Source organism: Kroppenstedtia guangzhouensis, assembly GCF_014637345.1.
GTDB classification, from domain to species: domain Bacteria; phylum Bacillota; class Bacilli; order Thermoactinomycetales; family DSM-45169; genus Kroppenstedtia; species Kroppenstedtia guangzhouensis.
In genome coordinates this window covers 14,569-40,896 of the sequence record NZ_BMEX01000018.1, presented here as the reverse complement: position 1 = coordinate 40,896, position 26,328 = coordinate 14,569, and the positions used below count along the sequence as shown (strand labels likewise).

28 protein-coding genes, 2 tRNA genes, 1 pseudogene and 1 riboswitch are annotated in these 26,328 nt (G+C 54.3%); of the genes and pseudogenes, 22 read left to right on the top strand and 9 right to left on the bottom strand.

The genetic code is table 11. The features are described 5' to 3' along the window. Window positions 1-303: 303 nt before the first annotated feature. Window positions 304-1,061: pseudogene (locus IEV46_RS15330) on the bottom strand (SDR family NAD(P)-dependent oxidoreductase). Between the two features lie 535 nt (window positions 1,062-1,596). Between IEV46_RS15330 and IEV46_RS15325 the strand changes: the two are divergent. From IEV46_RS15325 to IEV46_RS15270, 12 genes are all read left to right on the top strand, one after another. Beyond that, window positions 1,597-2,160: a TetR/AcrR family transcriptional regulator gene (locus IEV46_RS15325; RefSeq protein WP_229736166.1), complete on the top strand. Its 564-nt coding sequence runs from the start codon at window positions 1,597-1,599 to the stop codon at window positions 2,158-2,160. A gap of 26 nt (window positions 2,161-2,186) precedes the next feature. After that, window positions 2,187-3,095, top strand: coding sequence for a 1,2-phenylacetyl-CoA epoxidase subunit PaaA (gene paaA, locus IEV46_RS15320; RefSeq protein ID WP_229736167.1), 909 nt, complete (start codon window positions 2,187-2,189; stop codon window positions 3,093-3,095). Between the two features lie 24 nt (window positions 3,096-3,119). Beyond that, a complete protein-coding gene (locus IEV46_RS15315; RefSeq protein ID WP_229736165.1) occupies window positions 3,120-3,500 on the top strand; it encodes a phenylacetic acid degradation protein in 381 nt (126 codons plus the stop codon). Further along, complete coding sequence (paaC, locus tag IEV46_RS15310) at window positions 3,497-4,291, top strand: 1,2-phenylacetyl-CoA epoxidase subunit PaaC (RefSeq protein ID WP_188433419.1); 795 nt, start codon at window positions 3,497-3,499, stop codon at window positions 4,289-4,291. The genes IEV46_RS15315 and paaC overlap by 4 nt, the downstream gene beginning before the upstream one ends. A gap of 11 nt (window positions 4,292-4,302) precedes the next feature. Next, entirely contained in the window at window positions 4,303-4,782 is a 480-nt protein-coding gene (gene paaD / locus IEV46_RS15305) for a 1,2-phenylacetyl-CoA epoxidase subunit PaaD (protein ID WP_188433418.1), read from the top strand. Window positions 4,783-4,801: 19 nt separating this feature from the next. Then, a complete protein-coding gene (locus IEV46_RS15300; protein WP_229736164.1) occupies window positions 4,802-6,121 on the top strand; it encodes a phenylacetate--CoA ligase family protein in 1,320 nt (439 codons plus the stop codon). Window positions 6,122-6,156: 35 nt separating this feature from the next. Further along, on the top strand, window positions 6,157-6,468 hold the full coding sequence (locus tag IEV46_RS15295; RefSeq protein ID WP_188433417.1) for an EthD family reductase: 312 nt from the start codon (window positions 6,157-6,159) through the stop codon (window positions 6,466-6,468). Window positions 6,469-6,470: 2 nt separating this feature from the next. After that, the gene (locus tag IEV46_RS15290) at window positions 6,471-7,328 is read left to right on the top strand and encodes a 3-hydroxyacyl-CoA dehydrogenase NAD-binding domain-containing protein (RefSeq protein ID WP_188433416.1); all 858 of its coding nucleotides are present in this window, start codon (window positions 6,471-6,473) and stop codon (window positions 7,326-7,328) included. After that, entirely contained in the window at window positions 7,318-8,061 is a 744-nt protein-coding gene (locus IEV46_RS15285; protein ID WP_188433415.1) for a 3-hydroxyacyl-CoA dehydrogenase family protein, read from the top strand. The genes IEV46_RS15290 and IEV46_RS15285 overlap by 11 nt, the downstream gene beginning before the upstream one ends. Before the next feature lie 3 nt (window positions 8,062-8,064). Next, window positions 8,065-9,273: a thiolase family protein gene (locus IEV46_RS15280; RefSeq protein ID WP_188433414.1), complete on the top strand. Its 1,209-nt coding sequence runs from the start codon at window positions 8,065-8,067 to the stop codon at window positions 9,271-9,273. Window positions 9,274-9,368: 95 nt separating this feature from the next. Continuing rightward, window positions 9,369-10,874 carry an aldehyde dehydrogenase family protein gene (locus IEV46_RS15275; protein ID WP_188433413.1) on the top strand — a complete coding sequence of 502 codons (1,506 nt, stop codon included), beginning with the start codon at window positions 9,369-9,371 and terminating at the stop codon, window positions 10,872-10,874. Between the two features lie 3 nt (window positions 10,875-10,877). Further along, on the top strand, window positions 10,878-11,270 hold the full coding sequence (locus IEV46_RS15270; protein ID WP_188433412.1) for a thioesterase family protein: 393 nt from the start codon (window positions 10,878-10,880) through the stop codon (window positions 11,268-11,270). Window positions 11,271-11,303: 33 nt separating this feature from the next. Here IEV46_RS15270 and IEV46_RS15265 read toward each other — a convergent pair whose 3' ends face one another. The 4 genes from IEV46_RS15265 to IEV46_RS15250 all read right to left on the bottom strand — a co-directional run bounded on the left by IEV46_RS15265 (window position 11,304) and on the right by IEV46_RS15250 (window position 12,985). Continuing rightward, window positions 11,304-11,663, bottom strand: a complete 360-nt coding sequence (locus IEV46_RS15265) for a hypothetical protein (protein WP_188433411.1) — start codon at window positions 11,661-11,663, stop codon at window positions 11,304-11,306. Window positions 11,664-11,977: 314 nt separating this feature from the next. Continuing rightward, window positions 11,978-12,199: a hypothetical protein gene (locus IEV46_RS15260; RefSeq protein ID WP_188433410.1), complete on the bottom strand. Its 222-nt coding sequence runs from the start codon at window positions 12,197-12,199 to the stop codon at window positions 11,978-11,980. A gap of 40 nt (window positions 12,200-12,239) precedes the next feature. After that, window positions 12,240-12,512 carry a hypothetical protein gene (locus IEV46_RS15255; protein WP_188433409.1) on the bottom strand — a complete coding sequence of 91 codons (273 nt, stop codon included), beginning with the start codon at window positions 12,510-12,512 and terminating at the stop codon, window positions 12,240-12,242. A gap of 77 nt (window positions 12,513-12,589) precedes the next feature. Then, window positions 12,590-12,985, bottom strand: coding sequence for a hypothetical protein (locus tag IEV46_RS15250; RefSeq protein ID WP_188433408.1), 396 nt, complete (start codon window positions 12,983-12,985; stop codon window positions 12,590-12,592). A 538-nt stretch (window positions 12,986-13,523) separates the two neighbouring features. On the opposite strand from IEV46_RS15250, the gene IEV46_RS15245 reads away from it, so the two are divergent. Both IEV46_RS15245 and IEV46_RS15240 read left to right on the top strand, forming a co-directional pair. After that, a tRNA-Leu gene (locus IEV46_RS15245) sits at window positions 13,524-13,608 on the top strand. Window positions 13,609-13,761: 153 nt separating this feature from the next. Then, window positions 13,762-14,190 carry a DUF2935 domain-containing protein gene (locus IEV46_RS15240; protein ID WP_188433407.1) on the top strand — a complete coding sequence of 143 codons (429 nt, stop codon included), beginning with the start codon at window positions 13,762-13,764 and terminating at the stop codon, window positions 14,188-14,190. A 241-nt stretch (window positions 14,191-14,431) separates the two neighbouring features. Here IEV46_RS15240 and IEV46_RS15235 read toward each other — a convergent pair whose 3' ends face one another. Both IEV46_RS15235 and IEV46_RS15230 read right to left on the bottom strand, forming a co-directional pair. Further along, on the bottom strand, window positions 14,432-15,295 hold the full coding sequence (locus IEV46_RS15235; protein ID WP_188433406.1) for an MBL fold metallo-hydrolase: 864 nt from the start codon (window positions 15,293-15,295) through the stop codon (window positions 14,432-14,434). A 297-nt stretch (window positions 15,296-15,592) separates the two neighbouring features. Then, window positions 15,593-16,510 carry a DMT family transporter gene (locus IEV46_RS15230; RefSeq protein WP_188433405.1) on the bottom strand — a complete coding sequence of 306 codons (918 nt, stop codon included), beginning with the start codon at window positions 16,508-16,510 and terminating at the stop codon, window positions 15,593-15,595. A 218-nt stretch (window positions 16,511-16,728) separates the two neighbouring features. Between IEV46_RS15230 and IEV46_RS15225 the strand changes: the two genes are divergently transcribed. Together IEV46_RS15225 and tenA are read left to right on the top strand one after the other, a co-directional pair. Further along, a tRNA-Pro gene (locus IEV46_RS15225) sits at window positions 16,729-16,805 on the top strand. 152 nt (window positions 16,806-16,957) lie between these two features. Continuing rightward, a riboswitch (TPP riboswitch) is annotated at window positions 16,958-17,068 on the top strand. Between the two features lie 66 nt (window positions 17,069-17,134). Next, window positions 17,135-17,830 carry a thiaminase II gene (gene tenA / locus IEV46_RS15220; RefSeq protein ID WP_188433404.1) on the top strand — a complete coding sequence of 232 codons (696 nt, stop codon included), beginning with the start codon at window positions 17,135-17,137 and terminating at the stop codon, window positions 17,828-17,830. Between the two features lie 118 nt (window positions 17,831-17,948). Here tenA and IEV46_RS15215 read toward each other — a convergent pair whose 3' ends face one another. Next, window positions 17,949-19,037 carry a DmpA family aminopeptidase gene (locus tag IEV46_RS15215; protein ID WP_188433403.1) on the bottom strand — a complete coding sequence of 363 codons (1,089 nt, stop codon included), beginning with the start codon at window positions 19,035-19,037 and terminating at the stop codon, window positions 17,949-17,951. 112 nt (window positions 19,038-19,149) lie between these two features. Between IEV46_RS15215 and IEV46_RS15210 the strand changes: the two genes are divergently transcribed. Beyond that, window positions 19,150-20,442 carry an NCS2 family permease gene (locus IEV46_RS15210; protein ID WP_188433402.1) on the top strand — a complete coding sequence of 431 codons (1,293 nt, stop codon included), beginning with the start codon at window positions 19,150-19,152 and terminating at the stop codon, window positions 20,440-20,442. Window positions 20,443-20,494: 52 nt separating this feature from the next. On the opposite strand, the gene IEV46_RS15205 is transcribed toward IEV46_RS15210, so the two are convergent. Next, window positions 20,495-21,328 carry a Cof-type HAD-IIB family hydrolase gene (locus IEV46_RS15205; RefSeq protein WP_188433401.1) on the bottom strand — a complete coding sequence of 278 codons (834 nt, stop codon included), beginning with the start codon at window positions 21,326-21,328 and terminating at the stop codon, window positions 20,495-20,497. 255 nt (window positions 21,329-21,583) lie between these two features. On the opposite strand from IEV46_RS15205, the gene IEV46_RS15200 reads away from it, so the two are divergent. The 5 genes from IEV46_RS15200 to IEV46_RS15180 all read left to right on the top strand — a co-directional run bounded on the left by IEV46_RS15200 (window position 21,584) and on the right by IEV46_RS15180 (window position 26,177). Then, the gene (locus IEV46_RS15200; protein ID WP_188433400.1) at window positions 21,584-22,147 is read left to right on the top strand and encodes a uracil-DNA glycosylase; all 564 of its coding nucleotides are present in this window, start codon (window positions 21,584-21,586) and stop codon (window positions 22,145-22,147) included. 33 nt (window positions 22,148-22,180) lie between these two features. Beyond that, on the top strand, window positions 22,181-23,884 hold the full coding sequence (locus tag IEV46_RS15195) for an ABC-ATPase domain-containing protein (protein ID WP_188433399.1): 1,704 nt from the start codon (window positions 22,181-22,183) through the stop codon (window positions 23,882-23,884). Window positions 23,885-23,898: 14 nt separating this feature from the next. Continuing rightward, the gene (gene rnhA / locus IEV46_RS15190) at window positions 23,899-24,333 is read left to right on the top strand and encodes a ribonuclease HI (RefSeq protein ID WP_188433398.1); all 435 of its coding nucleotides are present in this window, start codon (window positions 23,899-23,901) and stop codon (window positions 24,331-24,333) included. A 133-nt stretch (window positions 24,334-24,466) separates the two neighbouring features. Continuing rightward, window positions 24,467-25,633 (top strand): tRNA epoxyqueuosine(34) reductase QueG, encoded by a 1,167-nt coding sequence (gene queG / locus IEV46_RS15185; RefSeq protein ID WP_188433397.1) that lies wholly within the window; start codon window positions 24,467-24,469, stop codon window positions 25,631-25,633. A 4-nt stretch (window positions 25,634-25,637) separates the two neighbouring features. After that, window positions 25,638-26,177: a methylated-DNA--[protein]-cysteine S-methyltransferase gene (locus IEV46_RS15180; protein WP_188433396.1), complete on the top strand. Its 540-nt coding sequence runs from the start codon at window positions 25,638-25,640 to the stop codon at window positions 26,175-26,177. Window positions 26,178-26,328: the final 151 nt, after the last annotated feature.

The window sequence follows — 26,328 nt, the reverse complement described above, 5'->3', positions numbered from 1 at the left end:
CTTTAACCAAATTCGGGCTTACATCCGATGGCGCAACAAAAATAAACGTCATGAGGCGATCTTACGAGAACAAAAGAAGATCAAGGTGGCCTGACAGGGCACTAGCCTTACTGGACCATACATAAGCTTCTCCTGTACCCAGAACCAGTGAAGATCCAATGCCGCCCAAGAGTAACTCAACATGGAGGGGGAACCAAAACGGCGGTCAAGGATTAAACTTAGATCTTGTTATTTAAGGTAAAAGAATCCAGTATATGGGACAAGCCGATACCTAGGGAAAACAGGTACCGGCTGTTTTTTATTTCAAAAATTGGCCCGGGATTGGCCGCCGTCGACGGGGAGGGTGGTGCCGACGACCCAGGAGGCTTTGTCTGAAGCGAGGAAGAGAGCGACGTGGGCCACTTCTTCGGGTTTGCCGAAGCGGCCTGCCGGGATTTCCCGGCGGATAAAGTCTTGGGTTTGGTCGGGATTGTCCTTCAGCCGTTTTTGCCAGTTGCTGGTGGGGTGGAGGATGGAGCCCGGGGCGATGCCGTTGACCCGGATCCCGTGAGGAATGGCTTCATCGGCCAGGGCTTTGGTGAAACTGATCACCGCCGCCTTGGCATGTTGTAGCTCACCCTTCCACCGGATTCCCTGCCGTAGATGGAGGAGATGTTGAGGATGCAACCGCTCTTTTTCTCCCTCATCACCTCAAAGGCCAGCCGGCTGAAGTGGACAGTGGAGAAGTAGTTGTGCTCCATCACCTGTTCAAACAGATCCAGGCTGGTTTCCGCCACAGTTCCGCCGTTGCTGCCACCCACATTGTTTACCAGCACATCGATCGTTCCGAAGTCTTCGATCAGTTGCCGGAAGACTCGCTCTCGGTCTTCTTTTTGAGTGAAATCCCCTTCATAGATGGATACGCTCCCCAGCTCTTCACGGGCTTTTTCCAATGAGACACGGTTCCGGGCGGCGATGGCCACCCGGGCGTCCTCCTCCTTAAAAGCTTTGGCAATTGCCTTGCCGATCCCTTTGGAACCACCTGTGACAAACACGACGCGGTCTTTTAAACCGAGGTCCAAGTCCATCATCCTTTCTAGTTCAGATCTCACACCTTCACTGTAACATAATGAATTCTTTAGAAAGGGTCGGTCCCAGGGGTGTTGATTAACCAAAAATGGGCGACGAAGGGAGTCGTGCACTGCCAAAGTGATCTTTGCCATCCGACCCAGCGGAGAATCTGGAGCGAGGGGCGTTTTAGGGTAACATTCTTCCTTGTGATACTTCTGAAAGGATTTGCCCCTGCTGCCCCGACCGGAAGATTCGGAGCGGACAGTCTACACATCCTTGCTGGAAGGCAACCGGAGCGTGGTAGAACACGATCTCCCCACCCAAAATGTGGCTAATCGACAGGCCTGGGTCGGCCGTTTGAAAATCGGCAGAAGCTGACAAGCGGATGCATAACATTTATTAGATGCTCCTTTTCTGATGTCTAGAAAAAATAATAATCAGACCATTGACAAAATTCCTCCTGTTGTTTATTCTAAAAACAAGCAAGCGCTTGTTTTTGCGGGTGAGGTGTTGTCCGTGTCCCGAATCGGACGCAGGGAGAAAATAATGGAAAAAGCAAGCCAACTGTTTCGCACCAAAGGATACCATGGAACGACGATCCGGGATATATCAGAAGCCAGCGGCATCCTCTCCGGGAGTTTGTACGCCCATATCAAGTCCAAGGAAGATCTTCTCTTCGAGATTACCGACCGGGGGGCAGAACTGTTTCTCCGTTCCTTGCGGCCGGTGGTGATGAGTGATGATGATCCGGTGGTCAAACTGCGAAAGGGATTGGTGGCACACATTCGGGTGATCACTGACAATCTGGAGGCAGCAACGGTCTTTTTTCATGAGTGGAAAGCACTTACAGAGAAGCGCCGCCGGATTATCCAGGAGAAACGGGATGAGTACGAGGCGATGTGGTCGACGTTGCTGGCGGAAGGAGTGAAAGGAGGAAGGTTTCGACTGGCGGACGAAAAGTTTGCCCGCCTGCTGATCCTGTCGGCGGCCAACGGGTTGTACCAATGGTACAACCCGAAGGGAGATCTGTCACCGGAGGAAGTGGCGGACCGTTTTACCACCATCTTGCTGTCGGGTTTCATCGGCGGTGAAGGAGGCGAGAATCGGTGAATCAGAAGGAGCGACACACCCGCTTCATGGAGCGGGTTGAGCGTGGAGAGAAGATTGAAGCGACGGACTGGATGCCGGAGGAATACAGGAAGTTGCTTCTTAAATTGATCCATATGCACGGCGTCAGCGAGATTATGGGGGCCTTTCCGGAAAAAGAATGGGTGCCCAAAGCTCCCACCCTGAAGCGGAAACTGGGCATCATGGCCAAGGTGCAGGATGAGGTGGGGCACGGTCAGCTTCTGTTGCGGGTGGCGGAAGACTTGGCTGCCCCCTTGGGGAAAACCCGGGAAGATCTGATTGAGGATCTGATCGAAGGACGGGTCAAATTTCACAATGTGTTTCACATGGAGTCGCCCACCTGGGCCGATGCCGGAGTGATCGGCTGGTTGGTGGACGGGGCGGCGATCATCAACCAGGCCGCCCTGCTCAACACTTCCTATGGTCCTTATGCCCGGGTGTTGAAACGGATCTGTGCTGAGGAAAGCTTTCATATGCAACACGGGGAGAACATCATCCTCGCCTTGGCCGGGGGAACAAAGATGCAGCGAAGGATGCTGCAGGAGGCGGTCAACCGGTGGTGGGAGTCTCTTCTTTTCTTCTTCGGGCCGGTGGAAGTGACACCGGCGGCCCGGCGGATGTTGGACTATAAGATCCGGAGAAAGACCAATGAGGAGCTCCGCCAACAGTTTTTAAACAAGTACGTTCCACGAATCCGCTCCCTGGGACTGACCATTCCCGATCCGGATCTGTTCTATGATGAGAGGGAGGGAAAATGGCACTACACCCCGCCTGACTGGGACAAATTTGGGGAGATTGTGAAACATAACCGGGGGCCCAAGTCTGAGGAGCGCCTCCGGCTCCGGCGGTTCGCCCATGAAGAGCAACGATGGGTTCGGGAGGCGATGGTTCGCTCCCGGGAGTTGCAGACCGTGTGACATAGATAAAGGAGTGGAGTGGAGATGGATGGCCAAAAAGCACGTGCGGATTACGATGTGTTTGAGGTGTTTGTCCAGAAAACTCAGGCAGATTTCCATGTCCATGTGGGGAGCGTAGTCGCTCCCTCTCCGGATGTGGCCTTGATGACTGCCCGGGAAAACTTTTTGCGAAGGGAGAAAGCTGTCAATCTCTGGATTGTCCCCCGGGGGGAGATTCATGCGACCCCTTATGACGAACCGGACTGGTTCGCCCGGGAGATGGATCGAAAGTATCGGGAAGTGGGCGGCTATTCGGAAAACGGGCGGCTTTGGAAAATGTACCGGGAGCGGGCGTTACATTTGGAGGATATCGTCCGGGATTTGGAGGAAACCCCGGGAAGGGGAGAAGGAGGGGAGGAGGGGTGAATGTGGAAAGTGCGGATCAGGCCCGGCAGGATCCCGAATACCGAAAGGCGCTGGTGGAGTTGTTGTATCAGTTGGCTGATGATGAGCTTTGTCTGGGGCACCGGGATTCAGAGTGGCTGGGAGTGGCACCGGACATTGAAGGGGATGTCGCCTTCAGTTCCATCGCCCAGGATGAGGTGGGGCATGCGGTGTTTCACTTGGAGCGGCTTCATGAGTTGGGGGAGCCGGATCCTGATTTCCTGGCCTTTTCCCGGGGGCCAACCGAGCGGCGGAATGCAGTGTTGGTGGAACGGCCCAACGGAGATTGGGCCCAAACGATTCTCCGCCATTTTCTCTATGATGTCTTTGACGACGTTCGGGCCGAGTCGCTCCTCGCTTCCAGTTACCGTCCCTTGGCGCAAGGAATGGCCAAGATCCGGCGGGAGGAGTACTATCATCTGTTGCATTTGAAGATGTGGGTCATCCGTCTCGCCCAGGGGGGCGGGGAGGCCCGCCGCCGGTTGGAACAAGCCTTGGCCGAGGTGTGGCCGGAAGTAGGCGGTCTGTTTTCATGGGGGGAAGGAGAGGCGGAACTGCTTCGCCACGGCCTGATCCAGTGCAGATCGGATGAGTTGATGCACCGCTGGGCGGAGCGGGTGAAACCAATCTTCCGGGAAGCGGAACTCCTCTGGCCGGGACTGCCGCCACAACCGGAGTTGCAGGGTAGGTCGGGTGAACATACCCAAGATCTGGCGGAGTTGATCAGGACCATGTCCGAAGTTTATTCCTCAGACCCGGCGGCCCGTTGGTAGGAGGGATCCGAATGTGGGAAATGATGGCACCTGTATGGAGGGAAGCCCTACAGGAGGTGAAGGATCCGGAGATTCCCGACCTCAGCATTGTGGAGTTGGGGATGGTGAACCGGGTGACAGAGGAGGCAGGGGAGGTACAGGTAGAGATTACGCCCACTTTTGTCGGTTGTCCGGCTCTGGATCTGATCGCCGGCGATGTAAGGGAAAAGCTGACCCAGGTGAAGGGGGTGTCCCGGGTGAGGGTCTCCTTTGTGATGGACCCGCCCTGGACCAGCGAACGCATTACACCGGAAGGCCGGGAAAAATTGAAGAACTTTGGGATTGCTCCCCCCCGGTCCCGGGGGGAAGACCCCATGGACTTCGTGCCTGAGTGTCCCTTCTGTGGTGCTGAGGGGGGCGAGGTACTCAATCTGTTCGGTCCCACGGCCTGCCGGTCCATCTTTTACTGCCGAAACTGTCATCAGCCCTTTGAAGGCATGAAACCCATTTGACCCGGGAGGAGGATCACTCTTGTTTCAGCCTGAACTTGAGACCATGGCCCGGCAGGAATTGGAGAAGCTCCAGGTGGGGCGCCTCCGATGGACAGTGGAACGCGTGTACAACTTGGTACCCTTTTACCGGAGAAAACTGGAGAAGGTGGGCGTAAAACCTGATACGATCCACAGTTTGAAAGAACTCCGCCGTCTCCCTTTCACATATAAGAAAGATCTCAGGGATCACTATCCCTTTGGGCTGTTTGCCGTTGAGCAGGAGGAACTGGCCCGAATCCACGCCTCCTCGGGGACTCGGGGCAAGCCGACGGTGGTGGGCTATACCCCAAAAGACATCCGACATTGGGCGGAAGTTTGCGCCCGTGCCATCGTGATCGCCGGGGGGAGGGCCGGGGATGTGTTTCACAATGCTTATGGATATGGCCTGTTCACCGGGGGGCTGGGGTTGCACTACGGAGCGGAGCGCCTCGGGGCGACAGTGGTTCCTGTCTCCGGCGGCAATCGTTCCCGGCAGGCGGTGCTGATCCGGGATTTTCGCCCCCGGGGGATCGCGGGCACCCCATCCTTCATCCTCAGCCTGGGGGAGAAAATGAAGGAAGAGGGCTTCAATCCCCGGGACACCCATGTCGAATACGGCATCCTGGGCGCGGAGCCTTGGACGGAAGAGATGCGGCAAACCCTGGAGGAACAGTGGGGAATCGATGCTCTGGACATCTACGGTTTGTCGGAGGTGATCGGTCCCGGAGTGGCCATGGAGTGCCGGGAGGCCAAGGAGGGCCTCCATATCGCCGAAGATCATTTTCTGGCGGAGGTGGTGGACCCCAAAACAGGGGACCCGCTCCCGGATGGGGAGTTCGGGGAGCTGGTGTTCACCTCTCTGACCAAGGAAGCTTTCCCTGTGCTTCGCTACCGGACTGGAGATATCGCCTCACTCTGTCGGGAGCCTTGCCGTTGTGGTCGTACCCATACCCGGATGTCCCGCATCAAGGGGCGACTGGATGATATGTTGATTATCCGAGGGGTCAATGTGTTTCCGTCAGAGATGGAGGCAGCGGTGTTGGGAGTGGAGGAAGTGGCTCCCTACTACCAATTGCTGGTCGACCGTGAGAGGGGAGTGGATCGGCTCACCCTGGAAGTGGAGGTGTCCGATGGTCTGCTCCGGTCGATGGAGGGGCGGTTTGATCCGGAGCACGAAAAGTGTAAACAAGTATGTAAGCGGTTGCAACAGTTGTTGAAAGAAAGTTTGGGGGTGACCAGCAACGTGGCATTGAAAGCGCCACAATCGATCCCGCGCAGTGAGGGCAAGGCCCTCCGGGTGATTGACCAGCGCAAGGGTTGACTCCCGGAAATCAACAATGAAAAGGGGTATGATCCATGGTGAAATTGATTGCACTGTACCGCCATCCGGAGGACAAAGAGTCTTTCGACAAGCATTATGAAGATGTGCACACCCCGCTGGTGGAAAAGATGCCGGGACTGAAAAAGTTGGAAGTGACCCGGATCCAGGGAGCTCCTATGGGCGGAGATGCCAAATACTATCTGGAAGCGGCCATGTATTTTGAAGACCGTGCCGCACTTGATGCCGCCATGAGTTCCCCTGAGGGAAAAGCTTCCGCCAAAGATCTGATGGGCTTTGCCGGATCCCTGGTCACCATGATGATCGGTGAAGTGTCCCGGGAGGGATGAGGATGGGTGAAAAACCGGTAACCGCCGTGTTGGGGGCGGGAACCATGGGGGGCGGAATCGCCCAAGCTTTGGCTTCCGCCGGCTACCCCGTTCACCTCTGGGACGTCGGAGAAACACAGCTGTCCAAAGGTGTGGATGGCATCCGAAAGCGATTGGACCGTCAGGTGGAAAAAGGACGTCTTCCCCGGGAAAAGGCGGATGGGATCTTTGCCAGGTTACGCCCCACCTCCCGGCTGGAAGAGCTGACCTCCGCCGGCTGGGTGATCGAGGCGGTGGTGGAAAAATTGGAGGTGAAGCGGGAGTTGTTCATCCGCCTCGAAGAGGTGACAAGGGAAGAAGCGGTGCTGGCAACCAACACCTCTTCCCTTTCGGTCACCTCCATCGCCTCCGATCTCCGGCGGCCGGAGAGGATGCTGGGGCTTCATTTTTTCAATCCGGCTCCGGTGATGCCTCTGGTGGAAGTGGTGACGGGGATGCGAACCGACCCGGAAGTGGTGGAACAGGCAATGAACTTTGTCCGTTCCCTCGGCAAGGATCCGGTTCGGGTGAAAGATACCCCCGGATTTCTTGTCAACCGGGTGGCCCGTCCTTATCACCTGGAAGCCTATCGAATGGTGGGGGACGGCGTGGCGGACAAAGAACAGCTGGACCGCATCCTCCGCTCGGCAGGGTTTAAGATGGGGCCTTTTGAGTTGCAGGACCTGATCGGAATCGACATCAATTACTCCGCCTCCGTCTCCGTTTATGAAGGTTTCTTCCACGAATCCCGCTACCGCCCCCATCCGGATCAACGGATGTTGGTGGAGAGCGGCTTTCTCGGACGCAAGGTGGGAAGGGGGCACTATTCTTATGACGGATAAGGTGTTGCTGGTGGGAGACGGCCCGCTGGCCCGGGAGGCGGCCGCCTGTTTCCGGGAGTGGGGTGCAGAGGTGATCTCACAGGAGGCGGGAGGGAATCCATGTGAGGGAGTGACCGCCGTCATCGATGTGCTCGCCGGATCCGTCGACCGGAAGCGGAAGGGGTTGATTCAGGCGGAAAAATCAGTTTCCCCGGATACCCCCATTTTCACCTCAGCCCTCCATGTGGGCTGCACCCGGATCGCTTCTTGGCTGAACCGGCCGGAGCGGGTGGCCGGATTTTCCCCATTGTTGTTGCCGACCATGAACGTGGTGGAGGTGAGCCGCCCCCTGCAGGCGGAGGAAGATCCCGGCTGGGAAGGGCGGGTGCGCTGGTGGGAGCGTTGGAACAAGCGGGTGGAGATCCTGGAGGATGAGCCGGGCCTGGTGTTTCCGCGCACCCTGGCCCTGATGGTGAATGAGGCCGCTTTTGTGCTGACGGAGAAGGCGGCCACGGCGGAGGATATCGATATGGCGATGAAAAAAGGGACCAACCATCCCCACGGCCCCTTGGAGTGGGCCGATCGGGTGGGAGTGGATCAAATCCTGTGGATTTTGACCGGTCTTTATACTGAGCTGGGAGACGACCGTTACCGGCCTGCTCCCCTGCTCCGGCGCATGGTGTATGCCGGTCGGCTGGGACGGGCCGCGGGTCGGGGGTTTTATCGTTACGAAATGGCGGGGGAGAGGGGATAAATCGTGGGGGAAGCTGTGATCATTGACGCCCTGCGCACTCCGATCGGCCGGTACCGGGGTGGGTTGAGCGGGGTGAGGCCGGATGATCTGGCCGCCCATGTCATCCGGGCACTGCTGGAGAGAAATCCCGGGGTGGATCCCGCCGCCGTGGAAGATGTGATCTTCGGCTGTGCAAACCAAGCCGGAGAGGACAACCGGAATGTGGCCCGGATGGCTCTGTTGCTAGCCGGGCTGCCCCGGCAGGTGGCGGGCAGCACTGTCAACCGACTTTGCGGTTCGGGACTGGAAGCGGTCAATCAAGCAGTGGCGTCGCTGAAGATGGGGGCGGGGGACATCTTTATCGCCGGTGGCGTGGAAAGCATGTCCCGGGCTCCCCTTGTGATGTTGAAACCGGAGGAAGCCCTGCCCCGCGGCGACCATACCCTAGTGGACACCACCTTGGGCTGGCGTTTTGTCAACCCGGGAATGGCCCGGATTCACCAGCCGATCTCCATGGGGGAGACGGCAGAAAATGTGGCGGAACGGTGCGGGATCACCCGGGAGGAGCAGGATGGCTTTGCCCTGGAGAGCCAGCGGAAAGCCGCCGCCGCCTGGGAAGGGGGGCGCTTTCGGGAGGAGGTGATCCCGGTGTCCGTATCCCGTCGCAAAGGGAAGCCCCTGACGGTGGATAAGGATGAACACCTTCGTCCGGACACCACTCTGGAGAAACTGTCCGGTTTGAAACCGGCTTTCCGTGAGGGAGGGAGTGTCACTCCGGGGAACGCCTCCGGCATCAATGATGGGGCGGCGGCACTTTTGATCATGGAAGGTCAAAAGGCGGAGGAATTGGGGCTGACCCCGATGGCCCGGGTGATCTCCTTTGCCGTTTCGGGATGTGACCCCGACACGATGGGATTGGGCCCCATTTACGCCACCCGGAAGCTGCTCCGGCGGACAGGAATCTCCGTCGGGGAGATCGACCGGGTGGAGCTGAATGAAGCCTTTGCCGCCCAGGCTCTCGCCTGCATCCGAGAGTTGGATTTGGATCCGAAAAAGGTGAATGTCAACGGCGGTGCCATCGCACTGGGTCATCCTCTGGGAGCCAGCGGCGCCCGGATCATGACCACGCTGGTCCATGAATTGAAAAGGTGCCGGGGCCGCTACGGCCTGGCTACGATGTGCATCGGTGTCGGGCAAGGGATCGCCACGCTGGTGGAACGGATCGACGCATAGAGAAAGAGATGACAGCACCCGGGGAGAGGGAGTGGAGGGACCGGAGAAAAAAGACCGATCCCCGGATCGCGCCCAAACAGAGGAGGAGGAAGAGGATGCTGAAGGAAGAGAAAAAGATTAGGTTATTGAAAGAGGAATATCGCCTTTTGATCGACGGTGAACAGGTGGAAGCGTCGTCCAAAGGGTGGTTCGACACTTATAACCCGGCGACGGGAGAAGTGATCGCCCGTGTGGCTAAGGGGACCAGAGAAGATGTGGACCGAGCGGTGGCTGCCGCCAGACACGCCCTGGAAAAAAGCAAATGGGCCAAGTGGCCCGCTTTTCGACGCGGGCAGATTCTGAACCGGGTGGCGGCCATCATGCGGGAGAGGTTTGAGGATTTGGTCCGGCTGGAGGTGCTGAACAGCGGCAAATCTCTTTCTGCCGCCCAGGGTCAGGTGCACCAGGCGATCGATGATTTCGAGATGTATGCCGGAGCCGTTCATACCCTGTCCGGGGAGGCCAAACCCGTCCCCAACGGGTTCCTGAACTATACCCGGAAAGAACCCGTCGGGGTATGCGCCCAGATTGTTCCCTGGAACTATCCCTTGATGATGGCCGCCTGGAAGGTCGCCCCGGCTTTGGCTGCCGGATGCACGATCATCCTGAAACCGGCTACCCTGACTCCGTTGACGGCTTATGCCCTGGCCGAGATTTGCCATGAAGCGGGAGTGCCCGCCGGTGTGCTCAACGTGGTGACCGGCAGTGGATCGGAGATCGGGGCCTACTTGGTGGAACATCCGGGGGTGGATAAGGTGGCCTTCACCGGGGAGACCGGTACCGGAAAAGATATTATGAAAGGGGCCTCAGCCACCCTGAAACGGGTCACCTTGGAGCTGGGCGGAAAGTCCCCCAACCTGGTCTTTGCCGATGCAGATCTTGATGCCGCCGTGGACGGTTCCGTTTTCGGGATTTACTACAACACTGGCATGTCCTGCGAAGCCCGTTCCCGTTTGTTTGTCCATGAATCCATCTATGATGCCTTTGTGGAGAAATTCGTCGATAAGACCAGAAAGCTGAAATTGGGTGACACTTTCAGTAAAGAGACCCACGTGGGAGCTGTGATCTCTGCTGCACAGTGGGAGACCATTGACTCCTACGTCAAACTGGCTCAGGAAGAGGGAGCCAAGGTTGTCTGTGGCGGTGGGAGGCCGGAAGGGGAAGAGTTTAAGAAAGGACACTGGTATCTGCCGACCGTGTTGGTCGATGTCACCAATGATATGCGGGTGGCGCAAGAGGAGATCTTCGGCCCGGTGGTAGTTATCATCAAGTTTAGTGATGAAAAAGAGGCGATCCGTCAAGCCAACGACAATATCTACGGATTGGCCGCCGCCCTTTGGACCCGGGACTTCGGCCGGGCGCATCGGGTGGCCGCTCAATTGAAGGCGGGGACGGTGATGATCAACAATCCCTTTTCGGCCATGCCGGGCCTTCCCTTCGGAGGGTATAAACAATCCGGTTTTGGCCGGGAGTTGGCGCTGGAAACCCTCGACTTATATACCGAGACCAAAAGTGTCAACGCTTACATCGGTTCCAAACCCTTAAATCCCTTTGGAGTGTGACGGATGAAACCGGGGCTGAAGCCGGGACGACGGGAACAGATGACGGTGACGGTGACCAGCGAAATGACCGCTTCCTTCGGAGGAAAAGCAGTGCATCCCACCTTGTCCACGGTTTCCATGATCTACTATATGGAATGGGTGGGACGCAAGGTGATCCTTCCTTTCCTGGAGGATGGGGAGGAGGGGGTAGGTAGTGGGATCTTTGTCCAACACCGAGCGCCCGCTCCCGTGGGCAAGGAAGTCACCTTCACAGCAGAAGCCAGTGAGGTGAAGCCTTCCAAAGTGGTTTGTCTTGTCCGGGCGGAACATGATAAATCCCTGGTCGGAACAGGTACCTTTGTTCAGACCATCCTGCCCAAACAAAGGATTTTAGATCGGATCAAGCAGATGGAGTAGAGAAAGCCGGGATATATCCAGTCCCGGCTTTTCTCAATAAACGGGACCCTCGGCATCCCAACTGTCCTGCCCCATCTGAAGCAGTCCGAGTTGCTCGATCTGTTTTTTGGTATCAGGAGTTCCCAGTTGATACACCATTTCATAAATTTGGTGGTAGATTTGATCATACCCTTCGTTCTCCCCTGATTCGTTATAGTAGAGAAATGGGATATGAGCATTCCAAAAGGTTTCCATATCTTTGGTGGTCAGACTGCCGAGGAGGGAATTCAGTTTGCGGACGTCGCTTTCAGTCGCTTCAATTTCAAAGGCGTAGCTGGTATCTGTGGGTTGTTGCAGGATCTCTCCCATAACTTCTCCCGAGTTTAGCGCAACATAATACTTTCGTTTCTCCAAAACCATCGCTCCTCGATCCAAAAGGTGGGACACAAACTTTGCTTCTTAGGTTGTCTGAGAAGGATTCATTTCATGCACGTAAGAAAACATGGAGAAAAGGTTTTGCTATATTGTACCGTTTGTATTGATTCGTCCTATTTTAGGTGGAAAAATCGTGTTCTGTCACACGAGTTGCACCCATAGGGCACAAGTCTCGCCCGGTTCGCTTCGCCGGCACTCGACGTCCATTTTCTGTTAGTCACACTTCTGATAACATACAAAAAGGTCCAGTGTACCAACTAATTGTTGGCACGCTGGACCGGTAAACAAGATGGTTAAATGCCTTGGCTGACGGCGTTGTCGTCGCTACCCACCAAGTTGCTGCTGTCGGAACCGATTTGGATCGGAACCTGAACGATGACGTTGATCAATCCGGCAGTGTTCCGGGTGTTCGCACGGTTAATCGTATTTGCGGCAGCGCCAAACCTTTCTCTTCTCACACGAATATTTGCTCTTCTTCTTCTTCTCTTTTTCTTTTTGATGCACCAGCAGTTCATTTAGGCCACTCCTTTTAAACATTTTTAAAATGGGCGAAGATTATTTTTGTTGAGATTGGGAGTTTGCGGTAGTTGGGGTGGGTGAATTTTCCGGTGTTGTGGTGATCAGATCATTCAGTAGCTGTGTAACCAGGGTTCCCACACCCGTCAACAGGCCGTTGATATTGGTCAACAAATTTCCAATCAAGGTTCCGGGATTGATTTGGGCGGAGCGAAGGACCTGTTGAACATTGGGTTCCAAGTTGCTGCGAAGTTGGGTTTCCAACTGAGTCGCCAGTTGGTTGACCTGTTTCCGGGTCAGCTTTTGATCCATACCATTACCTCCTTATCAATCAGGATCGAACAGAGAGCGGAGGCTCTTCAGACAGCTGTGATTGAAGAGAACCAAAGTTACCCGTTTCTTTCTCGGTTGGAAGGAATTTTGTTGTTAGAAGGAGGAGGATTGGAAGGGTGCTGATTCATCTGCATTTGCTGTTGGGCTTGCCGGAGCAGCTGTTTCTTTTGTTGGTTGAGTGTGTTCATGCTGAAACGGACGGTATTATTCAGGAAATTGGCGAGGCTGTGAAACATATTTTCGATCGGTTCAGTCCCTTTTTGTTGCTGTTTCGGTTGGGCATCGGAACCCTTTTGGTTGAGTTGATTGGCTGATGAGTTGGAAAGAGGATCTTCATTTAAGAAATCATTGATTGCGTCATAGATCTGTTTCCGGATGTGGTCTTCAAGTTGGCGGGAAACCTGTTCCATCTGTTTACTATCCAACTTGGGTGGGGGCATCTGTTGGGACATTGCGGGGAATCAACTCCTTTCTCTCCTGATGCTATAATATATAAATGGATCTACAAATTTGTGATTTCCTCACCAAGAAATAGGTGATAGAACCACGCCTTTTTCGAAAGGAGGTCTGTGGCGATTGAAACCTGTCGAGATCTGCCCTGACCGAATCTTTCTCCAGTTTGGAAAGGAACAGCGTTGTAAATTGATGCCGAACCGGTTCGGTTGAGTGGTTTTCACATGCCCTTTTTGAACTGCCAAAATCACTCCATGTGAATTCCAATCCTCCCTGTAAACGTGCTTTTTTCTAGTTCCATGGGCACCCTGATCCCATAAAGATGAACCACGGATATTGCAGCAAGCTCCGAACTGAAGAAAAAATGGGAGTTTCACAGGCATCTTAGTATTTGAATATCGAAAACGAGTCGAATGTCATTTTTTTTGTTGACACTGGCTTCGTTGCGTTATATAATAAAAAATGTCTCTGATGAGACACCACTCGTACTGTGAACAATATATGAAAGATGGAATCAACATCATAACAACGAAACGAGCCGAAGTGGCGGAATTGGCAGACGCGCACGACTCAAAATCGTGTTCCTCCGGGAGTGTGGGTTCGACTCCCACCTTCGGCACCATCAAATCATATCGAGAGCTCCAGTGAACTGGAGCCCTTTTTTATGTGTGTTTTGAGCGCGGTTGTGCCGAATCAATTACAAGTGGATCCGCATACCCCTCCCCTTTTTCCCATATAGTTGAAGGGAAGATATTTGAGAACAGGGAGGATCAATATGCAATTTTACTATGGTCAGCAGATGCCGTTACGAATCTTGGATGAGGTGGAATTCTGGAAATTGCAAGAGGAAGAGCACACCGTAGTTATTCGAGAGGCTCTTGATAATTTAGAGCAAGAATATGTGGATATCTTGAAGAAATGGGAGCAATCTCTGTCGGAGACCCATCAAAAAGCTGTCAGCTTTGTGGAATCGGTGAATCGTAGCCAATATGTCTATAAACAGCTTCAAACTCAAGTGATCCAACTTGTTACGTTCAGTCTGGATGAGAGCATGAAATTTATTGAACTGATCCGTCAGATTAAAACTCATAGTTCAGCAGCAAAAGATAATATGACAGCCAAAACCATACTTGATCACATCATCAGGGAATCAGAATACTTTATCGGCATTGCACGAGCCGTTTTATATAGCGATCGCAGTTAAGCCATATAAGGCACCCAGGGAGAAGGAATACGTCCATCAGCGAAAAGTGGCTCAAAGCAGCGAACTTACCAAACGAAACAAATTGACGCCTGTGAAGGTACAGACATCAGCGCCATATAAAATGGGGTTTTACCGGCCTCAGTGCTTTAGGGCCATCTTGTCAGATGGCTTTTTAGGTATGATTTACTCCGGATGATGGGAATCTTCCGGTTGGGACCCTTCCGGCTTAAAACCGCAGTCGTCAGTGTTTCACATAACGTCCATAATCGGGAATGGCTCTGCTGTCAAATTCCCTCACCAATTGATTCAGACCTGTTGTCAGCTCTTTTCCGGACACGGGTTGCCCATGGCCGGTTACGGCAACAGTGGGTTTCAAAGCCGCCAGTTTTTTGACAGATTCCCTTGCCGCGTCCCAATCGGTGGTTAAATACCTCGGCGGACCGTTGATTTCCTTCTCTTGTGTCGTCACTTTATAAAGCGAGTCTTGTTTCACAGTGATAAATGCATCTCCCGCAATGAGTGAACGGTCTTGGTCCCTGAACAGAGAGATGTGTCCGGGTGCATGTCCAGGTGTATGAATCCATCGCCAACCTTGCATGTGAGGGATACTGCCGTCAGCGGGGAGTACAGCTACATGGGTTCCCAAATTTACCGGTTCATTGGGGAACATGGGGGACATTTTAGCCACAAGTCCCCCTTCAACGGACCCATCGGGCTCCGGATAACTTAACTTTCCGGTTAAAAAGGGAAGTTCAGCCTCATGGGCATAAACTGGAACTTCCCATTTTTCAACCAAGTCAACCACTGCTCCCACATGGTCAAAATGGCCGTGTGTCAGAATAATCGCTTGAGGTTTGCTGTTTTCACCAAACCGTTTCTCTGCAACAGCCACAATGCGATTGGCTGTCTCGGGCATTCCCGTGTCGACCAAAACCCAGTGATCTTCTTGGTCCGGGTTTCCTACCAAAACCACATTTACAATCTGATCCGTAAAACAGTAAAGATCAGGAAGTACCTCCTGTCCCATCCCGCTTGTAATGGATGTCATCGGCATGGATTTGTTTTCCATTGTATCTTGCAACCCCTCATGGCTGTTCATCTCCATCGTCCTCTTTTTGATTTCGTGGATGTTCTTAATTGAATAGGACTTTCCGCTGGGGGATCCAGTACTTGGTGACTATGGAAAAGGATGCTTCCTTGAGATGGCTCCTGTGCAATGCTTTTTATTCCGTTGCTATTATGGCAATTTATCTTCCGATTATACGGACGTTTTTCAAGACCTGTGTAATCCTTCTCCCTCACTGAAAAAAACCGCCGGAAAGTGGCCGGCGGCGGAATTATCAGCTGGATATTTTGGGATTAAAAAGGGTTGGTCTTGTATTCGAGGCGTCCACCAGGGGGTTCATATTCCCGGCTCCCGGTTGACGATCCAGATGCCTGTGGCGACCAGGGCCAACCCGATCAGAATGAAGTGGTGAAGTGTTTCGCCGAGTAACAGATTGGATAGCATGACACCAAAGACAGGTATGGCAAAAAGGAACATGGAGACTTTCCCCACCGGATTGTACTTCATCACATTGTTCCACAACAAAAAGCCTGCGGCGGACAAAAAAGCTAGGTAACACAAGATGGCCCCCGACTCCGGGTTGAAAGAGAAAGGGTGCCAACCGGCCAGAGAGACTCCGGTCAGGATCAGACCGAGGGAGCCGAACAACATTTGGTATCCTGTCAGATAAGCAACATCCATCCGGGCCGCTCCCTTACGGGCGAGCAAGTTCCCAAAAGCAGAGGACATCATCGCCATCAACAGGAGAAGCGCTCCCCATCCCAAAGAGAACTCCATACTCTCCTGGTGAAGGTTGACCATGACCACACCACCGAAGCCGATCAGCAGACCCAGGATTTTGCGTCGGGTGATCGGTTCATCGGGAACCATCCAGCGGGCGAACAGGATCTGAAAAAAAGAGGTGGTTCCGGCGAGGATGGAACCTTGGATGCCAGTACTGTAAGCGAGACCGATGTAGAAAAGAGCGTACTGGAGAAAGGTTTGAAAAAGACCGATCCATACCAAAGGGAGGAATGTCTTTCTCTGAAAGCGCGGTCGTCCGTTAAGAAGAAAGAAGACCACCAAAATCATCAGGGCGGCCAAGAAAAAGCGGTACCCGGCAAACAAGATCTGTTGTCCGGTGTCTTTGGAGGCGATTTGGAGGGAATCATAGCCCCATTTGATTACAGGAAAGGCACTGCCCCACAAAAACATGGCAGTCAACGCTGTCAGCACCCTTCCGATCCGGTGTGAAAATAAGCGTTCCGCATTCATGGGCGTTCCGACCTTTCCAGTATTGAATCTTCCCCATTGTAACGGATTTTTAAGGAGAAGAGAAGCAAAAATCCGAAAAGATCGGGGGAAAGGTATCTGTTGGAGAAGCTGTTCCCTTGGCACATTTTTGTGCTTGAGCAAATGATCCTTTTGGTATATAATATTAAACAGTGCTGATTACCGGCATTTGGGTTGAAGGTTCACCGCACCAATATCTTCGGGGCGTGGCTCAGCTTGGTAGAGCACCTGCTTTGGGAGCAGGGGGTCGCAGGTTCAAATCCTGTCGCCCCGACCAGATCAAACGGACAACGGGCCGGATCCGGCCCGTTTTTTGTATGTGTGTAATGGGATGTAGAGGGATCGCTTGCGTGAAGGTTGGATCCGGGCAATACATCGAAGGTTTGACTTTCTCTCCTGCAATGGTAGGATAAGCGTGAAAGCTGAATTCTTTTCCGCTAGGGGTGCCTTTATGGGAAGGCTGAGATTAAAGTGTGGACTTTAAAACCCTTGGAACCTGATCTGGTTGATGCCAGCGGAGGGAAGTGGAGCCATGTCGAATGTAGATCGACCTTACCTTCCTCACCCTCCGTTCCGTCGGAATGATGCAAAGAGGAGGGTTTTTTGATGAGATTTTCAGAGGAATTGCGCCAGTCAACCCGGAAAAGTTGGGAGATGAGTCTCAATCATCCCTTTGTTTTAGGTATTGTTCGTGGGGAACTTCCCCTGGAGACGTTCAGATACTATATTCTCCAGGACATCTATTACCTGAAACATTATGGGAAGATCCACGCCATGGCGGCGGCTCAGGCCGAGGACTTTCACGTAACATCCATGCTTGCGGAGAAAGCGAAGCTCACCGCTGAGGCGGAGCTGACCGTCCATCAAGAACATGCCAAAATACTCCACATCACTGAGGAAGATTTGGCGCAATTCAAACCGGCACCCACGGCTTACGCCTACACATCGCATTTATACCGGGCGGCGCTTTCGGGAAATCTTGGGGAAACAGTCGCTGCCATGCTTCCGTGTTATTGGCTGTATGCCGACATTGGAAAGGCTTATCAAGATGCCAAACCTCAGCAGAGTATCTACCGAAACTGGATTCAGATGTATGCAAGCGATTGGTTCCAGACGTCCACGCAGGAACAGATTGACCTTTTGGATCATCTTGCGGAAGAAGCGAGTGACAAAGACCGGGAAAAGATGATGGAACAGTTTATCATTGCCAAAGAGTATGAATTGGCCTTTTGGGAGATGGCTTATACGAATGAAACGTGGCTCTCCGGCAAAGATGCTCTCGATCGCTCCAGCCAAGCCTAAAAACCGTTTCCATGGATTGATGAGAAAAAGGGAGGGAAAAGAGTTCCCCCTCTATTTCAATATGGATGTTAGGTTTGGTGAGATTATTTCTGCGCAGAAGTGGCTTTCATGACTCTTTTCACATATTGGGTTCTTTGTGTTTCCGAAGTCGTTTTAAAACCTCTTCCCGAGGCAGAGCAGGTACGGTTCGGCCGTCTTTGCCAGTGACGGTCTCCGCCATGAACAGAGAGTTGAGGATCGCCTCCTCCGTCGCCTCCACGGCGGCACGGAAGCAGAGGGAGATCATGCGGCCGTCTTCCGCGATGCGGCGGGAGATGAGGAGGGGAGTCTCGGGCCGATGAGGCTGTCGGTGGGCGTTGCTGAAGGCGATCACAATATCCCCGCTTCCATGGTGGGCGATGGATCCGGTACGTGCCAGGCCGAATGTGGCTCGCTTGGCGAGCCGTTTCAGTTGGCGGGAGTCCAAGGGAAGATCCGTTCCCAAGACGATGATGACGGAGCCGTCGGCAGAGGGCGGGGAGGGGGTTGCCTGCAGGTCGGCCATCGGCACACCCAGGATGGTCAGGTCTTCGGGAGCACCGAAATTGGTCAGGACCAGTGATCCGATATGGCCGGAGAGGCCGGGGACAGACACCCGTCGGGAAGCGGTTCCAATCCCGCCCTTCCATCCAAAGCAGACCATTCCCGTGCCGGCTCCGACGGCTCCTTCGGCAGGAAGGATGTCGCTTTGGGCGTTTTGAATCGCCTCCAGGGCGTGCTCAGGTCGGACATGGAGGCCGCGAATCTCATTGAGCTGTCCGTCGTTGCATTCGGCGGTCACCACATTGACGGTTCCGTCCCGCCCGCCGATGTCGGGATTGCCGTCCATCAGCCAGCGAAGGCCTCCCTCTGTGACTGCCGGGACACTGAAGGTGTTTGTCAGCAGGATGGGAGATTCCAGCACGCCCAGTTCCTCAACCTGGATCAGGCCGGTGGTTTTGCCAAAACCATTGATGACGTGGACGGCGGCGGTCGATTTTTCCTGAAAAAGATTCCCGCTGTGGGGGAGGATGGCGGTCACTCCGGTTAGAATGCCCTGGGACGGTTCTTTGAGAGTGGTATGGCCCACCCGGACTTGGGCCACATCGGTGATGCAGTTGTGTACACCCGTGGGAAGGTGCCCAACGGAGTATCCGTGCTCTCGAAGTCGCTTTTTGGTCAATGTCATTCCTCCTCAAAATCAACTGACTTCACTTTATCATGAGGATCCTTTACAATGTGTATCGTGATGCGATCGGCATCGCGGTTGGGTGGAGGGTTTTTTACGAGAAGGGACTATCTTGAACCGTTATTTCCAACGTTGGTTTCAACTCAGAGAACATGGAACCACACCCCGGAGGGAGTTGATGGCCGGTCTGACCACCTTTGTGACGGTGGTCTACATTGTGGCGGTCAATTCCACGATTCTGTCTGACGCTGGAATCCCTGTGGAGGCAGGGGTCGTGGCGACTGTTCTCGCATCCTGTGCCGGCAGTCTGCTGGTGGGTCTGTGGGCCAACGCACCGATCGTGATGGTTCCCGGGATGGGGATCAATGTTCTGTTCACGTACACCTTTGTTCAGAAGATGGGTCTGTCCTGGTCCGAGGCACTGGCGGTGGTGCTGGTTTCGGGGGTGTTGTTTACGGCGGTCGCATTCAGCCCCCTGTCGGGTGTTTTGCAAAAGAGTGTGCCGGGGTCGCTGAAAGAGGCGATTACTGTGGGAATCGGGCTTCTCTTGACCCTGATCGGCCTGCAAAAAGGGGGATTGGTGGTTTCCGATCCCCGCACACTCCTGGCCCTGGGGGACCTTGGAGAGCCCCGGGTGCTGGTGACCTGTGCCACCTTGGTAATCGGTTTGATCTTGTATGCGCGGAAGGTTCCGGGAAGTCTGCTGCTGACCTTGGCTGCTGGAACGGTGCTGGGGATATTCACCGGTTTGACAGGAACGGGGGGAGAACAAACACACTCCTTTGAAGCCTATCATCAGTTGTTCGGAGGCTTCTCTTTTGCCGGTTTGCTCACTCTCCCTTTTTGGGTGGCGGTCTTTTCTCTGACTATGGTGATCATCTTTGAAAACTTCGGGTTGATCCAAGGGCAACTGGAGATGCTCCGGCGGAGGGAAGAATCCCCCCAAGTGTTGAAGTCCGCCTCTCTGTCCACGCTGTCCTGTGGATGGTTGGGAACCAGTCCCACTGTGGCCACGGTGGAGACTGTGGCGGGGATTACTGCAGGAGGGAGGACCGGCTTGACAGCAGTGACGACGGGGTTGCTCTTTTTGCTCACCCTGTTTGCAGCTCCTTGGATCGGCATGATTCCTGACAGCGCTGTTGCACCCATCCTCATCCTGATCGGCGGGCTGATGCTGGAGAGTATCCGCCGGATCCCGTTACAGGATTTTACCGAAGGGTTCCCCGCATATCTGGTCATCGCCTTGATTCCCTTGACCCACAGTATACCTGATGGGATCGCCTTCGGTTTTGTGGTTTATCCTTTGCTGAAACTGGCGGCGGGTCGCGGAAAGGATGTTCCGATACCGCTTTATATCATTTCGGGTCTGTTTCTCCTCCATCTCATTCTTCGTGTAATCAGTTGATCGCGATTAAAGAAACCGGCGCGGAACCTCCGCGCCGGTCGCTTTATTTGGATTATTGTCCCTGGGCTTGAGGGGTGGTCGTCAGTAGATGGCGGCGGATGAAGTGGGCCACGCCGGCTTCCTCGTTACTGGGCATCACATGGCGGGCGGCCTGCACCAGTTGGGGATGGGCATTGGCAACAGCAGCGGAGATTCCGGCCACTTCCACCATGGACAGATCATTCAGGTGATCGCCGATGACCGCGCATTGTTCCATGGTCAGATCCATTTTTTCGGCTAAGGACCGGACCGCATTTCCTTTGGAGATATTGGAGGGAAGGAGCTCAAAATAGTAGTCCGCCGATTGGACCAATTCCAGCGGATGGTTCACTTGAAGCATCCACTTGCGGAATTGTTGCATCGTCTCCTCTTTGGACACCATCACCAACTTGATCAGAGGAACCTGGGGAATATGGTCAAATGTGTCGATCAGTTCCAGAGGGAACTCTCCCTCTTCAATGGCTGACCGGGAGAAGGAGCTGATCCCCGTGGCATACACCCGGTCCAAGGTATAGACAAAGATGTCCAAGACCTCCTTTCGTTTCTCCAGTTCGACCAGGGTATTAAATATGATCTCCCGTTCAATGGTGGCCATCGGTGACAATACGTCAGTGGAGGGATCATAGATCAGGGCTCCGTTGCAAAGGATGACAGGGATGCGGATCTCCAGTTCTTCGATGAAATGCTTGGCTTCGATATAGCTTCGTCCGGTGGCAAGCGTGAAGAGTCCCCCGTGGTGACGAAAGGCGGCAAGGGTCTCTTTATTGGCGTCGGGAATTTTTTTCATTTGGTTGACCAAGGTTCCGTCAATGTCGGAAACGAACAATGGGTATTTTAGAATGGACAAAAAGATGCACTCCTTTTCTCTTTCGCCTCAATGGCATTCTCACATGGTTCCTACCTTATGTTAACAGATGTCTGTAAAGAACCGGTCAAGAGGTTATTAAGACGGACATGGCTGTTAATGTTTATATCTTATTACTATATCATGATACAACCATGTTTTAACGTGTCATGGAAGAAGGATGGTTCATTATGCGATAATACTTCTATCCATCCCGGTGGAATTCAAAAGGAGTTTAGAGATGGGAGGGGAACCGGAATGGATCTGGAATCAGTACACCAAAGGTATGCCCGGTGCAGTCGCTGTCCCCTTCATCGGGGGCGGACCCGGATTGTGTTGGGAGAAGGGAACCCTGCTTCTCCACTGATGTTCGTCGGAGAGGGGCCCGGGGCGGATGAAGACCGGCAAGGGCGCCCTTTTGTCGGACGGGCCGGGCAATTGTTGAATCGGATGCTGGAAGCGGCGGAGATTCCGAGGGCAGAGATATTTATCACCAATATCGTCAAATGCCGGCCTCCGGGGAATCGCACTCCCCATGAAGAGGAGATGGAGACTTGCATCACCATTTTGCGGGAGCAGTTCGTCGCGATCCGGCCACGGCTGATCGTTACACTGGGTTCGGCCCCCACCCGTGCCTTGATCGACCCGGATGCCCGGATCACTCGGGTGCGTGGGCAGTGGGTGGAACGGAAAGGAGTCCGGATGATGCCCACCTTCCATCCGGCTTACCTTCTCCGCAATCCGGAGGCGAAAAGGGAGGCCTGGATCGACTTTCAGGCCATCCGGGATGCGTACCGGGAGGTGCTGGCTGCACCCCGTTGAACCGGACTAGACTTGAACAAAGGAGGAGTCACATTGAAACGGTTGCAACAGACGCTTTCCCGCATCGACGGCAGGGGGTACAAGGCTTATAAAGAGATTCAGGGAGCGTACCGTTTTCCCCGGTTTACACTGTGGATCGACTACGTACAGGGAGACCCCTTTGCGGCTCCTTCCCGTATCCGGGTGCGGATGTCTCAAGACGAGGCGGGTTATCCGGAGGAGTGGTTTTGTGTTCCCCATCGTAAAATTGCTTTGGAAGACTGGGTGACCAGGGTCTGGGCGAGGAAAGTGGGACGTTACTCCTTTCGCACCAAAGGGACAGGTAAGAGCGGTCTGATCGATGTGGACCGGCCGGGTCAGGAAATCCTGCCCCGCACTGCGGCGGTGGTCACCCGGGATTATGTGGAAGTTCGCGTGACGGTGGGCCTTCCCGCCCAAGGACGGCGTGTGTTGGGAAGAAAGGCGGAGGAGATGCTTTGCGGATTCCTCCCCCGCTTGGTGGATGAAGCGATTCCGGTGGAAGCCATCGATCGGAAAGGGGTGGAGGAGCGGATGCGGTTGGTGGATAACCAACAGTCGATTCGATCCCACCTCAAAGAGAAGGGTTGGATTGCCTTTGTGGCTGATGGTGCGGTATTACCCCGGGAGAGCGGGGTGAGTGACCTTCCCCTGACAGGGAAAGAAGTGGTGAGATTCCGCGCTCCTGAATCCATGCGGGCTACGGTGGAGGTTCCCCACGGGCCGCCGATCCAGGGAATGGTCCTCCGCGATGGGATCACCTTAATCGTGGGTGGGGGTTACCATGGAAAAAGCACACTCCTGAACGCGCTGGAACGGGGAGTCTACGATCACATCGGTGGAGACGGCCGGGAGTACGTGATTACGGATGTGGATGCGGTGAAGGTGAGGGCCGAGGACGGTCGCCGAGTGGAGAAAGTGAACATTTCCCCCTTTATCAACAACCTTCCCTTCGGCCGGGATACCCTTCAATTCTCCACAGAGGATGCCAGCGGGAGCACCTCCCAGGCTGCCAACATTGTGGAGAGCCTGGAGATGGCGGCTTCCTGTCTCCTGATCGACGAGGACACCAGCGCCACCAACTTTATGATCCGGGACGGCCGGATGCAAAAACTGGTGGCGAAGGAAAAAGAACCGATCACCCCCTTTATCGATAAGGTACGTCAGCTGTACGAAGAGAGAGGTACCTCCAGCATTCTCGTTCTCGGCGGCTCTGGTGACTATTTTGATGTGGCGGATACCGTGATTCTCATGGATGAATATCACCCCTTCGATGTGACCCGCCAGGCAAAGGAAGTGGCCGAAGCTCAAAGCAATAACCGCGACCAGGAGGGGGGAAAGGTTTTTGGGGATGTTACCTCCCGGGTTCCCCTTGCCGCCGGTTTGGATCCCAAAAAAGGGAAAAGGGAAAAGGTGGATGCCAAGGGGCTCCATACGATTCAATTCGGTACCGCCCACCTGAACCTGGCCGGAGTGGAACAATTGGTCGATCCCAGTCAGACCCGGGCCATTGCAGAGATATTGCGACTGTTGGGCAAACGGGCCGATGGCTCCAAAACTCTGCGGGAGTTGATCGAAGAGATCTGTCAGGAGATGAAAAAAAACGGCCTGGATTTCCTTTCCCCCTTCCGTGGACAGCATCCCGGTGATCTGGCTCTCCCCCGCAAGCACGAGGTGGCGGCGGCTGTCAATCGGCTGCGAACACTGAGGGTCAAATGAGGAGGTTCACCAAATTGAAAGAAGTGACGATCTACACAGACGGCGCTTGCTCCGGAAACCCGGGTCCCGGGGGGTGGGGGGCGGTGCTGATCTATGGTGATCGGCGCAAGGAGATCACCGGTGGAAGTCGTCGAACCACCAACAATCGGATGGAGTTGACAGCAGCTCTCGAAGCGCTCAAGAAGTTGAAACAACCTTGCCGGGTGAAACTTTATACAGACAGTGCCTACCTGGCCAACTGTTTCAAACAGAAATGGTACGTCAATTGGGAGAAGCGGGGCTGGGTCAACAGCCGTAACGAACCCGTGGAAAACAAGGATCTGTGGCAAGAGTTGCTCCGGGAAGTGCGTAAGCATGAGGTGGAGTTCGTCAAGGTGAAAGGACACAGCGATGTGGAATTGAACAACCGCTGTGACGAACTGGCTCGGGAGGCCATCCCCAAGGGTTGACCCAGTGAAAACCGGGCATGGATCACTTGTACATTCTATAAAATGACAATAACAATCCGGTATCCGATGGAGCAGTGATTGAGTGGCCGTGTTATCATAAGGATAATGTGGATGATGAATGGGGGGTGGCGGCATGGACCCTGAACAGATCAAGGAAGAACTGAAGAGAGAAGCGGAGCGGCTTCACATCGACAAAATCGGCTTTGCCTCAGCGGAACCCTTCACCGAACTGAAGCAACGGTTGATTCGACATCGAAAGGCGGGGTTTGAGTCGGGATTTGAAGAGCCCGATCTGGAAAAACGGACCGATCCCCGCAAAAGTCTCCCTGAAGCCCGGTCCATCATCGCCATTGCCCTCGCTTATCCCACCCGGATGAAAAATCCGCCGAAGTCCCGCGCTGGAGCTTTGAGGGGCAAGTTTTGCCGGGCTTCCTGGGGAGAAGATTACCACCGGGTATTGAAAAACAAACTGGAAGGGCTGAAAGCGAAACTGTCGGAATTGGTTCCCGGTGCCGCCGCAATGGTGATGGTGGATACGGGAGCTCTCTCCGACCGGGCGGTTGCGGAGCGGGCCGGGATCGGATGGAGTGGGAAAAACACTTCCATCATCACTAAAGAGTTTGGTTCCTGGGTCTATCTGGGGGAGATGATCACTGATGTCCAGCTTCCACCTGACGAACCGATCACCCAAGCCTGCGGTGATTGCACCGCTTGTCTCGATGCCTGTCCCACCGGCGCCTTGACGGAGCCGGGGCGCCTCAATTCTCAGGCATGTCTTGCCTATCTCACCCAAACCAAAGGTTTTCTACCTGAAGAATATCGTGGCAAACTGGGAGGTTCCCTGTACGGTTTTGAGACTTGTCAGATGGTCTGCCCCTACAATCGGGGAAAGAACTTCACCCACCATCGGGAGTTCACTCCGGAACCGGACCAGGTAAAACCGTTGTTAAAGCCTCTGTTGCATCTGAGTAACCGGGAATTCCGGGAACGGTTCGGTTCGATGGCGGGTTCCTGGAGGGGAAAAAAACCGATCCAACGGAATGCGATTATCGCTTTGGGGTGGTACCGTGACCGGACGGCCGTCCCGGATCTGATCCATCTGTTGGAAACCGACATTCGTCCTGTCATCCGCGGAACAGCGGCTTGGGCGCTGGGCCGGATCGGCGGTGAAGAGGTGGAAACGGCGCTCCGTCAGAGCAAGGCTCGGGAACAGGACGAACAAGTGCTGAAGGAAATCGCCAGTGCCTTGCAAGCACGTCACTCGGAAAAAAAGGCGGAACACAGGTACAGGGAGGCATAAAGGTATGGTCTCAGGTTCTCGCGTACTCATCTGGAGTGAAATGGATAGCCCGGTCGGCCCGATCACCCTGGTCATGTCGGGCAAGGGCGTCTGCCATCTCGATTACATGAGTGGAGAAAAGGCACTCCTCTCCCTGGAACGCTGGGCCAAGGAATGGTTTGGATCTGTCCGACTGGAACGGAACGACACGGAGCTGGCCAAGGTGATCTCGCAACTGAATGAATATTTTGCTGGGAAGCGTCAACGGTTTGATCTTCCCATCGATCTGTTCGGAACATCATTTCAAAAACTGGTGTGGCAACAGCTCTTGATGATTCCATACGGAGAAGTCCGCTCCTATAAGGAGGTGGCCCAGGCGATGGGTGCACCCAAAGCGGTTCGCGCCGTGGGAGGTGCCAATAATCGAAATCCCGTCTCCATCCTGGTTCCCTGTCATCGGGTGGTCGGCTCCAACGGTTCCTTGGTCGGGTACGGAGGCGGTTTGAAGATCAAAGAGTATTTGTTGCGGTTGGAAGACGCTTTACCTGCCCAAGTCCAGGTTTAGCACGAGGGATGCACTCTTTTATCTGTCATTCGGCTGACAGGCGGTTTTACCGCCTGTTTTTGTCATTTTGGTGACCTTATTCAGGACGATGTTGCCGCAGACGATGTTTTCTCTTAGTCTAAAGAGGGTCTTGTGTGTACTTCTTCACAAT